The sequence below is a fragment of the Paenibacillus sp. W4I10 genome (assembly GCF_030816325.1).
Taxonomy (GTDB): domain Bacteria; phylum Bacillota; class Bacilli; order Paenibacillales; family Paenibacillaceae; genus Paenibacillus; species Paenibacillus amylolyticus_B.
Window position 1 is genome coordinate 6,906,501 of sequence record NZ_JAUSXX010000001.1, and the last position, 14,106, is coordinate 6,920,606.

Genomic DNA, 14,106 nt, shown 5'->3' on the forward strand with positions numbered 1-14,106 from the left:
TCTCTCTCTATTTGGTGAAGCTTGAATCGATAATATCTTCGTATGCGAGGTCTTCCTTCAGATTGCCGATGAAGCGCTGCATATCCATTGCCGTCCCGAAGGCGGATTCATTGATGAGCCCCTCCGCAGGGTATACCTTGCTGTCAATCATACGTTGTACAGCTTGTTCCACGACTTCTTTGTCCAGATTGGGGAACTCCTTCACAGCGACTGCTTTGGCACCATCAGGATTTGATTGAATATAGTCCAGGGCTTGCTCGATGGAGGTGACGAAGCGCTGGGTGAGGTCAGGATTCTCCTCAATGAAGCTTGCAGTTGTATTCATCGTTGCAAAGGCGAAGTCAGGATAATCTTTCGTGAAATCATGGACAATGTGCAGTCCCTCAGCAACGCCTTGATCCAGTTGTGGTTCGTAAACGATAGCAATATCAGCTTTGCCTGCTAATACAGCACCAAGCTCGGAGCCATTTTGAACCTCTGTGATCGTCACATCCTTGTTGATGTCGATGTTATTATCAGCAAACAGCTTCCGCAGTAAGCTGTTCGAGCTTGTAGGTGCCAAGCCCACAACGATGGTTTTACCTTTGAAATCCGCTGTTGAGTTCACGGTTACTCCTTCTCGTGCAACCGCCCATACAGGAGCACTGCCGGACAGAAGGACCAATGAGCGAGCATCGCCGCCCTTTGCATTCGCGAATGCGACATGCTCAGGACCATGAAATGAGAACGCTGACTCGCCTGAGATGACCGATGACAATGCTGTTGGTCCACTTCCAGCAGCCCGGATGGAGGACAACTCGATGCGATTCTCCTTTAGAAATCCTTGGTTATTCGCTACATAGAGCGGAAGGTAGAGCAGATTGTGATACACCTCGGACACCATGATTTTATCCACCTTCGCAGCATCTTGCCCCTCATTACTGGATGTACCTCCGCCACTTGCAGGTGTTGTGGCATTGCTTCCGCATGCACTGAGTAGTGTGGTCAATATCATCGTCATCGTTGCCAGAATAGCTATCTTTTTGAATGTACGCATTAGTCACCAGGCCCCTTTAATGGTTGTAGTTAAGTTAGTCGTTGCGGGTCAGTTTAGACAGATGTGGTTTTGCTGTTGGTCTTGTTGTCGTTCCATGGAAGAAGACGGGATTCAATATAACCGACACAGGTATAGAGGAGCATTGCGACAAGCATTAGCATGAACACGCCGACCCATACGGCCGGAAGGTTAAATAGGTTGCCTTCGACGAATACCATGTGTCCGAGTCCTTTGTCAGAAGAGATGAATTCTCCGCCTACAACAGATACCAGTGCCAGACCGATATTGATCCGGAAAGCTGAGATAATCCATGGCAGAGAGGAAGGAACGATAATTTTGCGGAAAATTTGTGATTTTTTTGCACCGAAGGATTTCATCAGATTAATCTGGGATTCGTCTATCTGATGAGTCGCTTGGTAGGCGGATAATAGCGCTACGATAAACGTTGCGACAGAGGCGAGAGCAATCTTGGAGAAGATGCCTGAACCGAACCAGATAATAATCATGGGGGCAAGGGCAATTTTCGGGATACCGTTCATGGCTACAATGAAGGGATCGAGTACACGGGCAACAGATTTGGAATACCACATGAGCAATCCTGCCAACGAGCCGATTAAGCTTCCTGCTACGAAGCCGATAACAGTGGCATTCACCGTTGCAAAAGCGTCTGTAAGCAGTTGCCCTGAGCTGGCCATCGTGATGGCGGCATCCAGAATTGCGCTTGGTGATCCCATGAGGAATCCGTTAACCAGCTCCAAACGAACAGCGGATTCCCAGATCACCAGGATGACCGCTACAATAATGAACCGCCAAAGCATCGTCATCAGCCATTCTTTGGAGAAGGTGGGCTGTCTGCGTTTGCTCTTCACAACTCCAGCAGGTTTTCCGGCAAGGGTAATTTCAGGTGATGTGCTCTTCATTAGCTGATCCTCCCCATTTGGATATCAAGCTCTGCCCAGATCGATTCAAAATACTGTTTAAACTTCTGGTCGGAGCGGGCTTTCAGTGCTGAACCGTATTGCGAGGCGAGACCAATGTCATACACCTGTTTTACAGTCGTTGGTCTTTTACTCATGACAGCAATGCGATCGGAGATGGCGATGGCTTCCTCAATGTCATGTGTGATAAGCACGCCTGTCTTGCCCTCGGATTTCAGGATGGACAAGATTTCATCTTCTAGAATGAGTCTGGTCTGATAATCAAGTGCGGAGAAGGGTTCGTCCAGTAATATAATGTCGGGCTGGGTAACGAGGGTACGTATGAGGGCTACACGTTGGCGCATACCGCCTGATAGTGTGGAGGGATAGGCTTCTGCGAATGAAGCCAGGCCGTAGCGATCCAGATAATCCATGGCAATATCGCCGCGATCCTTTTTGGACATGCCCTTCACTTCCAAGCCTAGCGTGACATTGTCCAAGATGCTTCTCCAAGGCAGCAGCAGATCCTTCTGCATCATATAGCCGACATGCCCGGTGGTCTGATCGATCTCTTCGCCACAGACGATAACCTTGCCGTTCGTTGGCTTAAGCAGACCCGCGATAATATTGAAGATCGTACTCTTGCCACAGCCGCTCGGTCCCACGATACTGAAGAACTCCTGTTTCTTGATTTGCATCGAAACCTCAGCGAGTACTTGAATATCTTCTCCGGTTGCACTGACAAATGATTTGGATACGCCTTGTATCTGTATAGCCATGACAGGTAGCCCCTTTCCTACAGCCTGATGGTTGTTCGGTTCTTGATGTGAATTGATGTTAATTAACATGACATTCATGAATATATTCCTAATCATATAGACTGTGGGTTCTGTTGTCATTAGTTACTTTGAACATAAAAATACAATTAAATCAGTTAAAATGAACAATTGAAGATTGGATATGATAAGAAAAACAAAAGAACGTGTCATTATATATGACACGTTCTAAGCTCGAGACGTATGATTAACTTCACTGGGAGGTGGATTAAGCTTCAGAAGGGACTCAAGTGCAAAGGCAAGTCGAAAGCGCAGGCTCTCCATCGGGTCCTTGATGTTTCTGCCGGTTAGTTTCTCGCATTTTTCCAACCTATAGATCACTGTATTGCGATGTACAAACAGCTCTTTCGCTGTATCGACGATCTGGCAATGATTCTCATAGAAAGAGGACAAGGTCTTCATAAGTTCGCTGCGCTCGTTTGGATCTCGGCCTTCGAAGGGTTTAAAGGTTTCTTGATGGAACTGCAACATTTCATCGTGGGGAATCATACGCAGCAGGCGACTTATATCCATCGTTTGATAGGAATGGGCGAAGCGGGTCTTTCGCATCTGATAGCCGGATTGAAGTGCCTTGACTGCTTCCTTATAGGAAAGCCCGATATCCAGTACATTCGTGTAGGGATTGCCTATTCCGAAAGAAAGACTAAGCTGCGACTCCATATACAGATTGCCCGCAGTCCACTCAAGCTGCTGAATAACGGTGTGTTCATCCCAAGACGATTCGGACAAAAAGACAAGTATGCCGAACTGGTCATTCTTGGTGAACATGACAAAAGAAAGATCCAGTTTGGTGAACTCCTGCTTAATCAGCTCGTAATTAGCGTCTCGTTCCGAGATGAACCGCTCTTCTCCTGAGGGAGTGAGAATGTGATTGGGTTTGTTCGTTAAAGGTTCATCCATCTTGGCGATGATGAGAACGGAACTTCCTTTTGCCTGCAGCCCGTATTTCTTGCCGCGATGCAGCGCTTCTTGTTCTGAACGAATGAAGCCTTGAATGAGATCGGAGAAATATTCATTTTTGTAACGACGGGAGCGTTCCTTGACCGCTTGCTTCTTGGTTAACTCCAGACCGATTACATTGACGGCTTGTTCCAGTGCCAGAGTGGAGAGCTTGGAGCTTGCGGAACTGTCGTATAGTGCGATCAAATAGCCCTCGTGCCGATCCGTGAAGATGGGATGAAACTCGGCATGTCGATATTTCTCAGCGGTAAGCAGACAGATTGAGATTGTGGTATGGAAGGAAGGGTGCTCATCTATAAATGTCAGTAAGGGTGCGGCGAGAGATTGGTCATCCATCTGTTCTGCATAATGGGAGCTGGCTGTAATCTGCTTCTTGGAGCCAAGCAGCAGTACGGGTGAAGATAACAACTGAGACAACGTATCTACGATGGAGGGGATGCCTTTTCCCTGCATAACCATCGTGGAAAATTGTTTGTGAATAGATAAGGCATAGTGGAGCTCATGGGTTTTGTTCTGTAGGATGGCGCTGATTGATTGTTGAAATATTTCACCGAGTGTATTGTCGATCTCCGACAGCTCAATGATCGGGAAGCCCAGCCTGTCGGCTGTCTCAAGCAGTTGCGGAGATAATTCAAGAGAGAAGCGTTGTGTCTTGACCGCAAGCGCTGCACAACCAATTGCATGCATGTCAGTAATGAATCCAAGATGAGCTTCGGGTCGGTCTTTCAGGATGTAACCGTTGGTCAGCAGCATATCTCCTGGCTTCAGGAATTGTACAATATCTGGTGCGTCCATAATATTAATCGATTGCACCAAACGATCTAGTCCACGATGTCCGGCAATTACCTTTGCTTTGGATAGAATGGGGATAGTCAATAACTGTTGCAGATCCATCTTCAACCCACTCGCTTTCGTTATTATATGTTATAAAATCTAACATTAAGTGCGGTGGGCGTAAAGAAGAGTTTGGATAAAGAGGCTAAAAGAGATCGAATTTTTAAGCATATTGTACAAAATGCTGCGGTGAACGTGTGTATTTAGTGAGGAATATGACTTTTGTAAATGAGCTAAGATTCACAACTGGTTAAATTTGTGAGAAAATGGAAATTGAAAGGTGGTGTAGCAATGCCAGCGACCTGGACGTGTAATGCAAACAAGAAGAGATGTTCTCCTTTATAAGAAAATAATCTTAAACTAGGAGATGTTCATACCATGAAAATTTCATACCGACTATTAAGACAGTATTTAGATCATGTTTATTGGATATGTGGAGGCCCTTGCGGCGGAAAAAGCACGATGACAAAGTTACTTTCTTCAAAATGGAATATGAATTATTATTCTTCAGATGACCACACGTTCGATTATCAAAAAAAGGCTAATCCGCAGGATCATCCCGCAATATTACGACATTTTATTGATTGGGAATGGTTCTTTTTAGGACGAGGGAATGATAGAAGTCACTGGTTAAATTCCGTGCTTGACGAGAGTGTGGAATTTATCATCTTGGATTTGTTACAGATGGGGAAAGAGAAGCCGATCGTAGTAGATACTTTTATGGAACCTGCTTATCTAAGGGAGATTGCTGACCCCAACCGAGTTATTTATATGTTTGCAGAAGATGACCTCATTCGAGCAGATTATTTAGATCGAGATCATTTGAGAGGCATGGAAGATTTGTTTCCTGGTTTATCAGATCCACAACGTGCACGGGACGAAACATTAAACACGGTGGTTAGAGCATCGAATCATTACCTGCAACAAGCAGAGCAGTATCAATTAAAATGGTTTATGAGAACATCTCAATCCAATAAAGATCAGATGTTAATGGAAGTTGAGAAGCACTTCGGTTTTCGATGATACTGGAGTAGTAAATTATATCAGTCGTCATTTGTTACACTAGAGGGATACGATAGCACAATAAACCCCAGAAAGTAGCCGATCAATTTGTAAACTGCACTCCATTTGTTAAACACGACTAACAATGGAGGTGCAGTTCACCTGATCGGTTGTTTTTGTTCAGCTAAGGGGAACGTTAACTTAGCCTTACAAGAAAAATTAGCAATATGATAGAAATGATGGCAATATATTAATATATTATAATTGGAAATTATCGAGATGGGATGTGTATAAGATGGACAATCGAAAGTGAAGTCGTCCCTCCAAATCCGGAATAACATCTCCTTCGCCGCTTCGGCGGCCATTGCCTCCCAGCCAAGCAACGCGTAGCACAGCCGGTAGCTGAAAACCTCCGCTCCAATACTTATAATTCAACGTAATGACCGACGGGACGAATTGATCCTCCTTAAGTGCTAATCTAATTCTAATAATGTTGACCTCATTTTCCTGGTTATTGGACAGGAGCGATTACTAAAGCTTTAAGATTTTCTTCCTGGTGTTTGTCCACCCCAAGGAAAAAAGCCGCATAATAAATACCGTCTTGCTTCCACATGTAATACGTTTGAGTTTTGAACTTCAACTGATTGTTATCCGAATGGATAGGCTCCCAATAGATATGATCCTTATCTTTATATGCCGATATTTCGATACCGTTAATCACCAATTTGTGCATGAACGACAACTTGTTCACATCCACAATAGGCTCTTTGCTCTGATAATAATCAATCATGTCATTTATTTCATAAATGGGGGATTTGTAAGGAACGCGATAACTATTCTTCAAGGCGTCTGTGTCCGGTCTGATGGAGAACCCGGTGTTCTGATCGTCAGCTTGCTGCATAATCGAATCGGAAAGTTTAAGACCATAGTCTGATATGGCAAACGGGAATTTCACTGGAAAGCCAAGAATATGGTTTGCTTCCTGCAAATCCGTCATATCATATAAAGGGAATGAATTGCCCTCACCCTTATAATCGACATATTGAACTTGTTCTGGCAAAGCAAATGACTGAACGATTTTCACCAGCTCTTCTTGTGTAAGATCAGCGCTAAAATAATTGATCGAATACGTTACACCGTTTTCCTGCCATACAAAACTTTTGGCTTTTTCAGGTTTTTTCTTATACTTGGGCCTTGTAGTGGTGTACATAATACCCTTCATACTGCCTAATGTCAGGTTTACTTGCTGGTAAGAAGGAGCAAGGTCTGGTTTTTGGGAATATGAAGCCCCCCACAATAATTGATGCTCCAGCAAAGTGCCGTTTCCTTTGGAAGCTTGTACTTCAAAGTGTTGTTCGTCTTGTTGGCCAAAGTTCGATACGAAAGTGATCGTAGCTAATTCAATCCAGTCTGCTTTATTGGCTTTACTGAAATTCTCATTTAAATCCACATTTCTTAGGCGATACCCTTCGGGCAGATAATCAGGCACTTTAAAGTCAAACGTTGAAAAAGCGAGCGCCCGGTCCAGATTATGAAACCATTTGAACGATGGAATCATTCTGTCGATCTGAAAGGAGGAAACCGTATTTTCTTCCTTTGAATCCGTTGCTTGAGAAGCATTTGAATCGACAATGGCGTTGGTAACCAAAACTGCGCTTAAAACTAATATCAGCAAAATAGCCGTGGCAAACAGTTTGTATGAACCTTGTTTAAACTTCGTAATCATTGTAACTCTCCGTTTCGTCTCATTCTTGTTGTTGAAGAAAAATGAAATATTAATCCGTGGATGAGAGCTTTGGAAAAAAACGAGATAGCATAAGAAGTGTCATGCCATATGAAAAAGATTCCCGCTACCCAGCGCTTCAAGGACGACCGCATCACAGGCCATTTCCCGATCGAAGGCCATTTTTTGCCGCGCCAGCCAAACAAAAGGATTAAACCTATGTAGCTATACCACTAACGTCCGTAAGGGATTGAACCCATTTGGTTGAATTTTGGTTAAATCTGTTAAGAATTTTTCCATACTTTAAATTATACAACAATATATTCTAAGAAAGTAATAGTACGTTCGATACAACATTGATAAGATATCGAGGGACAGAACTAGTAATTGCCTTTTTAAGAGAGATAAAATAAGTCCCAGTTATTGAACTAACGGGAAACGATAGTTCAGAGAAATCAAGGAAACGTTTTCTAACTGTTTTTTGAAAGAGAAGAGTAATTGAAACGTATCATTCGTTAGAGTATAAGAGAGGTGATATGAAGTTAATAAAATGAGTAATAACATCTGATTTCGTTCTCGAAGTAACAACACCAACTGTTTTAGGTACTGGTGAGAGAATGAAAGTAAAAGGAACTCTGAAATATAGAGGTATGAAACCCGTTGAAGTTTCCCATGGAAAACCTATAATTCGTTTCTCCTTCTCCGGTAGTAACGAGGAGCGTAATTATACGGATGTGGGATATGTAACTGAATTTAAATCAGGTCAAGTGGTTGAGGTTGAAGATGAATTTATGGTAACCAAAAAAGGGAAACAAAATCTCATTGTGGATATGACCGCGGATATCTCTTTAACCACGAATCCAATTGAAATTCTTGTGAAGTAATTTTAGTTACATTGAGTTGTCGGGTAGATAATTACGATTAATGGATTTGTTTGTGAATAAACCAAAGCAAAAGAGAGCCAGACGTTTAAGTCAGGCTCTTCTTGGCGATATATTGTGTCTCTGTGTCATTTGAATCCTGGCGCTTTAAGAATATCTTACTTGGTCGATGTAAGAGCACAACTAACAAGGCGAATAGTTGAATAAGTCCAGTTAATAGTCCTTCATTCAGTAGTCCGATAAATAAAGCGATACTCAGGAACGTAACAGTCGATCTGAATTGTCGTTTGGTGATGCAAATGATAGCAAGCAAACTAGGAATGATCAAAAATATGATTCTCCCAGTAATTTCATTAGAGAAATTAATCAAATCATTGCCGTTCACTTGATAACCGGCAAAGGCTTCAGGATTTTGACTGAAAATATAGAGAAATACACTGAAAGAAACAATAAGGTATATAACCTTAATACTCAACAAGATGCGGACTACGTTCAGGATTGTGGGTAACTTCATAAGTTTCAATTTTCCTCCTCGACACTTCTAAACGGATACATTGTCTAACCGTGTTTTTGGTATAACTAGACTTATATCTTTAATTAGGTATTCCATTTTGTGTATCTCCCAAATTCATATGTGGTTATCTAAGTATACGGTTTGCTTGTAATTATTTGTATTAAACTAAAGTCCATATTAATTAATCAAATTTCCACCTCTTTTGTCCTGAAAAATGGTTGGAAATAGATTGGCAGAGGTACAGAGGCACTGCACGAATATGAAATCTTTACGAAAATAATGCCTAATGAACTCATTAAAATTGGATAAAAAACCTCCCGTCCCACGGAGCATCAGGGATTGGGAGGTTTAATTATAATGCTGATTCAACGTTTATCGTACAAACCATCCAGTGGGCTGAGGGGCTACGTCTGCGGTATCTCGTAAATCATGGACTTTGACATTACTGCCATAGATCATGGAATCACTACTCAGTCGGAATGAAGGGAAACTGTGCTCGGATTGCAGACGCAGACAGGGTTCGAAGTAAATCTGCTGCTGTTTGTTGATTACAAAGGGAAGCGACCCCGCTTCTACGGTAACATCATCGCTATCCGGTTCGTTTAAGATCAGAAGTACCGCAATTCCGTCACAACCGCATCCATCGGTATCATAAAACAATTTGAAATAGCCTGGTCGATCTCCCAGCTTTTCAGTAAGTCTTGCTTCTGCCAGCGGACTGACTTGAATGATCATGACGTTGTTCACACTCCTCTAATCTCCAATGAATTCGCTTACAATTTAATATATGGACCATAAACGCAGATTAGAAGGTGAAATAAAGAAAAGCAAACATGTCCTGTAAAAATATTGACGCTAATGCGCAATGCAACGAATAATTCACGTATGATTGTCATACCGGGAACTTCTATGGGTTCAGTGTGAAATCATTCGCCCGTCAATGAAACCCATTTCATCGGCATTCCTTATCTGGTATGATAAGCAGGGAAAATAGGGAAAATTAGAGAAAAAGGAAGGTTCCGCTATGACACCGATCACCATATACGACATCGCCAAGGAAGCAAATGTATCTGTAGCGACGGTCTCCCGGGTACTGAATGATACGGCACCTGTGCGTGCAAGCACCCGAGAGAAGATTATGTCCATCATCGAAAAACACCAGTTTCAGCCCAATGCGCAGGCGCGCAGTCTGATCAAGAAAGAGACGGGTACCATTGCCATCATTCTGCCGGACATTACCAATCCCTTCTTCCCGGAAGTGTTCTGGGGTGCGGAGAATGAGGCTCGCGGATTGGGGTATACCTTCTTTCTGTGTAATACCGCAGGCGACTACAACAGGGAATCTGAATATTTGTCCATCCTGCGAGAGAAGCGGGTAGACGGGATTATTTTTCTCGGCGGGCGAATCAACATGCAGGTCTGTCCGGATGACATGGCTCAGGAATTGATTGATATGGGCAAACGTATGCCAATCGTGCTGGTCAATGGCAATATTGCCAAAGGCGGGTTCCACCGGGTGTACACGGATGAAGGTGCAGGGGCAGCCCTTGCAGCTGAGCATTTGCTTGAACTGGGGCATCGCGATATCGCCTTTGTTGGCGGCCTGAAAGAGTTGTCCACCACCATGGTCAAGGTCAGAGCTGTGCAGAAGAAACTTCGGGAGCATGGACTCGAAATACCAAAAGAACGGCAACTGCTCGGCAGCTTCTCCATCGACGACGGCAAACGGGAGATGTCCAAATTGCTGGATCGTGACAATCCGCCAACCGCAGTCATCTGCGTCAATGACAATACAGCGATTGGTGCCATCAAGTCGACGATTGAGCATGGGCTCTCGATTCCACAGGATATATCCATTGTGGGTTATGATGATACACCGCTCGCCAGTGCCGTTATACCGGAACTGACAACCGTATCCCAGAACACGTATCAGCTTGGCAAACAGGCTGTGGATGTACTGCATGAGTTGATTAACCAAGGCAAACCGAAGAAGCAGATCATTCTGCAACCGGAGCTGATTGTGCGTCAAAGTACAGGACCTGCTGCAAGATAAAGGGCCTGTAATTGGAAAAGAAAGCGTTGACATTTCCTCGAAGGGTGAAATATAATGAGTGCGTGAATGAAACCCCTTTCATAAAGTGGAACGGGTTTTATGTTTCAGCTTAATGAAACCCATTTCATGAAACGGGTTTCAGTGTAGTCATCCATTCATTATATCAAGGGGGCGTAACGTATGAGAAGAAGTCTAAAGGTCATTTCGTTATTGATGCTGGTCATGGTAATGGGTCTGACAGCCTGTAGCAGCGGGAGTAAAAACGGTTCTTCCGGCGAGTCCGGTGGCAAGGTTGATTTGAGCATGACGATCTGGGGCTCGGAGGATGAGAAGAAAATTTATCAGGAGCGACTCGACATTGTGAAACAGACGTATCCCGATATTAACGTGAAGCTGAACGTGGTTGCAGGGGATTATGACCAGAAGGTACAGACCATGATCGCTGGGGGAACGGCACCGGACATCATGATGATTGCCGAGAACTATCAGGCCTACGCCTCCAAGAATCAGATTATACCGCTGGATGACATGATTAAGGCGAACAATGTGAACATGTCTGAGCGTTATTCCGATGATATTGCAAACCTGATGAAGTATGATGGCAAGCAATTTGGTTTGCCGGATCGGGCAGGCGCAATGGTCCTCTTTTATAACAAAGATCTGTTTGATAAAGCCGGGGTGGAATACCCAACCAAAGATTGGACGCAGGACGATCTGATGGCGGCTGCTCAGAAGCTGACGGTGAAGGAGAACGGCAAAACGGTTCAATGGGGTTACTACCCGGGTAGCTGGTGGCCGCAGTGGATGCAGCTCATCTACCAGAACGGTGGCTCACTGTTTGATGAGAGTGGCAAACCAACCTTCAATACAGAGCCTGTGCGGAAAGCATTGCAATTCATGAATGATCTGACCTTCACCCACGGTGCGGGACCAACGCCAACTGAGATTGCCGACATGGGGAATATCGGAGCCGATCCGCTGTTTGCACAAGGCAAGATCGCCATGGAAACAACCGGTTTCTGGAACATTGGTTCGCTTGCTAAGGTCGAAGGCATCAACTGGGATATTTCTCCGGTATGGGGCGAAACAAACGCATTCTTCAACGGGTTAACGATTACCAACGCATCCAAACACAAGGAAGAGGCATTCAAAGTGATTGAAGCAATGACGACACCAGAAGCACAGATGCCAATGGTCAAAGCCGGTCAGGATGCTCCTGCAACCAAAGCGGGTCTGTCCAGTGATGAATTCCTCAATGCTGAATATGGTGGCAAAAAAATTAACATGGCTGCGTTCAGTGAATCGACGATCTATGCCGAACCATTCAACCCGCAATGGAACGAAATGATGAAGCTCATTAACGATAAGCTGGGTGTGTACTTCAACAACAAAGCATCGCTTGATGATACCGTAACCGAAATTCAGAGTGGGCTGGAAAGACTCTACAAATAAAGGGTTTTCTGAACAGGCACAAATAGCAGCGACAGCAGGACAGGTGGAATCGGCGTGAATGCGGGTTCCATCTGCTCTCTGCGTCATGGGAGGGCTTAACGTGAGAAAAAAGGACGGGAAATGGTTCTACATCTTCATCTCGCCTTGGCTGATCGGGTTTCTGGGGCTGACTCTGGGTCCGATCCTGTTTTCCATCTATATGAGCTTCACGAATTGGGATCTGTTCCAGTCCCCTGAGTTCATCGGTATCGACAATTACAAAACGTTACTGACCGATGATCCGATCTTCTGGAAATCCGTCGGCAATACATTCTTCTATGCGCTGATATCCATTCCGCTGGGCATGTCGATCTCGCTCTGGATTGCATATTACCTGAACAAGAAGATCAAAGGGATTACCTTCTTCCGGATTCTGTTCTACCTGCCTTCCGTTGTTCCGGTGGTTGCAAGTTCATTACTCTTCATTCACTTGCTTGCACCGACGGAAGGATTGATCAACCAGGCACTCGCGATCTTTGGTATTGAGGGTCCTGCCTGGCTTCTTGATCCCAACTGGGTTAAGCCTGCATTGATTCTCATGTCCTTATGGGGTGTAGGTGGCGGCGTGGTATTGCTGCTTGCAGGGATGAAAGGCATTCCGCAGGAACTGTACGAGGCCGCTGCCATCGATGGTGCGAAAAGTACACAATCGTTCTTCCATATTACATTCCCAATGCTGACTCCCGTCATTTTCTTCAATCTCGTGACCGGGATGATCGGGGCGCTCCAGACCTTCGCGCAGGTCTTCATCGTCACTGCCGGGGGACCTGATAATTCAAGTCAGATGGTCGTTCCCTACTTGTTCCAGAATGCGTTCCAGTTCTACAAAATGGGATATGCATCGGCGATTGCCTGGGTACTATTCATCATCATCATGGCGTTGACACTGGTTGTATTCCGTTCATCGGCGCTATGGGTGCACTACGAGGAGGGAAAAGCCAATGAGTAATCCATCGACTGTGGAGAAGACGATATCCTATATTTTTCTGATTCTGGTCGGGGTGCTGCTTGCTTCACCTTTCCTGTACATGATATCCATTGCACTGGCAAGTGACGCAACAACCGTCAAATCAGCCTTTACCTTCGTTCCAATGGAGTTCCAATGGTCGAACTTTTATACCATCTTCACGAATAACAATCTTGGCACGTATCTCAAAAACTCGGTCATCATTACCGTCTTTACGATTGTCGGATCGGTATTATCAGCTTCGATCGTATCCTACGGCTTTGCCCGAATCAAGGCAAAAGGCAGCCGTTTCCTGTTTATCGTGTTGCTCAGTACGATGATGATTCCGGGTGAGGTGACGATGGTACCGCAGTTCATCATCTTCCGTCACCTGGACTGGATTAATACATTTTACCCGCTGATTGTACCGAGTTTCTTCGCCGGGGCGTTCAACGTATTCCTGATTCGGCAGTTCGTCATGAGTATTCCAAAATCACTGGATGAAGCCGCCATGATCGATGGTATGGGGCACCCGGGAATCTACTGGAAAATCATCATGCCACTGACTTATCCGATACTCGCGGCCATTGCGATCTTCTCATTCTCCTATAACTGGGGGAACTTCATGGGGCCGCTCATCTATATCAATGATCCGGAGAAAATGCCGCTGGCACTTGGGGTGCAGCTGTTGACTACGGTAGGTGGCGGGCAAATGCCGCCATGGAACCTTGTTATGATTGCTTCCCTGTTCCTCACCATTCCGATGGTGCTGGTATATCTGTTCGGACAGCGTTATGTCTATGAAGCCAACATTAGCGGTGGAAGCAGCGGAATCAAGTAACCGAGGTGTCTGTAGTAGTTGTATGTACTGAACCTGATGTTCAGGGTCAACGGAATAATCAACGTACATGGA

At 44.7% G+C, this 14,106-nt stretch carries 14 protein-coding genes and 1 pseudogene; 6 read left to right on the forward strand and 9 right to left on the reverse strand.

From position 1 onward, the window contains the following. Positions 1–7: 7 nt before the first annotated feature. The 4 genes from QF049_RS30990 to QF049_RS31005 all read right to left on the reverse strand — a co-directional run bounded on the left by QF049_RS30990 (position 8) and on the right by QF049_RS31005 (position 4,625). A complete protein-coding gene (locus tag QF049_RS30990; protein WP_307542920.1) occupies positions 8–1,036 on the reverse strand; it encodes an ABC transporter substrate-binding protein in 1,029 nt (342 codons plus the stop codon). Positions 1,037–1,089: 53 nt separating this feature from the next. Continuing rightward, on the reverse strand, positions 1,090–1,956 hold the full coding sequence (locus QF049_RS30995) for an ABC transporter permease (protein WP_307542922.1): 867 nt from the start codon (positions 1,954–1,956) through the stop codon (positions 1,090–1,092). Further along, on the reverse strand, positions 1,956–2,732 hold the full coding sequence (locus QF049_RS31000; protein ID WP_145323717.1) for an ABC transporter ATP-binding protein: 777 nt from the start codon (positions 2,730–2,732) through the stop codon (positions 1,956–1,958). Before QF049_RS31000 ends, QF049_RS30995 begins: the two co-directional genes overlap by 1 nt. A gap of 225 nt (positions 2,733–2,957) precedes the next feature. Beyond that, positions 2,958–4,625, reverse strand: a complete 1,668-nt coding sequence (locus QF049_RS31005; protein WP_307542924.1) for a PucR family transcriptional regulator — start codon at positions 4,623–4,625, stop codon at positions 2,958–2,960. A 336-nt stretch (positions 4,626–4,961) separates the two neighbouring features. Between QF049_RS31005 and QF049_RS31010 the strand changes: the two genes are divergently transcribed. Continuing rightward, complete coding sequence (locus QF049_RS31010) at positions 4,962–5,606, forward strand: hypothetical protein (protein WP_307542926.1); 645 nt, start codon at positions 4,962–4,964, stop codon at positions 5,604–5,606. Between the two features lie 237 nt (positions 5,607–5,843). Here the strand turns inward: QF049_RS31010 and QF049_RS31015 are convergent, their stop codons facing one another. From QF049_RS31015 to QF049_RS31460, 3 genes and pseudogenes are all read right to left on the reverse strand, one after another. Then, positions 5,844–6,020: a hypothetical protein gene (locus QF049_RS31015; protein ID WP_307542929.1), complete on the reverse strand. Its 177-nt coding sequence runs from the start codon at positions 6,018–6,020 to the stop codon at positions 5,844–5,846. A gap of 76 nt (positions 6,021–6,096) precedes the next feature. Next, complete coding sequence (locus QF049_RS31020; RefSeq protein WP_307542931.1) at positions 6,097–7,311, reverse strand: peptidase M56; 1,215 nt, start codon at positions 7,309–7,311, stop codon at positions 6,097–6,099. A 99-nt stretch (positions 7,312–7,410) separates the two neighbouring features. Beyond that, positions 7,411–7,521 (reverse strand): annotated as a pseudogene (locus QF049_RS31460) (M56 family metallopeptidase); the annotation flags it as partial. A gap of 437 nt (positions 7,522–7,958) precedes the next feature. Here QF049_RS31460 and QF049_RS31025 point away from each other — a divergent pair. Then, entirely contained in the window at positions 7,959–8,192 is a 234-nt protein-coding gene (locus tag QF049_RS31025) for a hypothetical protein (protein ID WP_307542933.1), read from the forward strand. Between the two features lie 85 nt (positions 8,193–8,277). On the opposite strand, the gene QF049_RS31030 is transcribed toward QF049_RS31025, so the two are convergent. Further along, a complete protein-coding gene (locus tag QF049_RS31030; RefSeq protein ID WP_146117046.1) occupies positions 8,278–8,703 on the reverse strand; it encodes a hypothetical protein in 426 nt (141 codons plus the stop codon). Between the two features lie 372 nt (positions 8,704–9,075). After that, positions 9,076–9,450, reverse strand: coding sequence for an iron-sulfur cluster biosynthesis family protein (locus tag QF049_RS31035; RefSeq protein ID WP_223868931.1), 375 nt, complete (start codon positions 9,448–9,450; stop codon positions 9,076–9,078). A gap of 277 nt (positions 9,451–9,727) precedes the next feature. On the opposite strand from QF049_RS31035, the gene QF049_RS31040 reads away from it, so the two are divergent. The 4 genes from QF049_RS31040 (at position 9,728) to QF049_RS31055 (ending at position 14,034) form a co-directional block, all read left to right on the forward strand. Next, a complete protein-coding gene (locus QF049_RS31040; RefSeq protein WP_105599944.1) occupies positions 9,728–10,756 on the forward strand; it encodes a LacI family DNA-binding transcriptional regulator in 1,029 nt (342 codons plus the stop codon). A 180-nt stretch (positions 10,757–10,936) separates the two neighbouring features. Next, on the forward strand, positions 10,937–12,208 hold the full coding sequence (locus QF049_RS31045) for an ABC transporter substrate-binding protein (RefSeq protein WP_307542938.1): 1,272 nt from the start codon (positions 10,937–10,939) through the stop codon (positions 12,206–12,208). Positions 12,209–12,308: 100 nt separating this feature from the next. Then, positions 12,309–13,196, forward strand: a complete 888-nt coding sequence (locus tag QF049_RS31050; protein WP_307542940.1) for a carbohydrate ABC transporter permease — start codon at positions 12,309–12,311, stop codon at positions 13,194–13,196. After that, positions 13,189–14,034, forward strand: coding sequence for a carbohydrate ABC transporter permease (locus QF049_RS31055; protein ID WP_017687022.1), 846 nt, complete (start codon positions 13,189–13,191; stop codon positions 14,032–14,034). Before QF049_RS31050 ends, QF049_RS31055 begins: the two co-directional genes overlap by 8 nt. Positions 14,035–14,106: the final 72 nt, after the last annotated feature.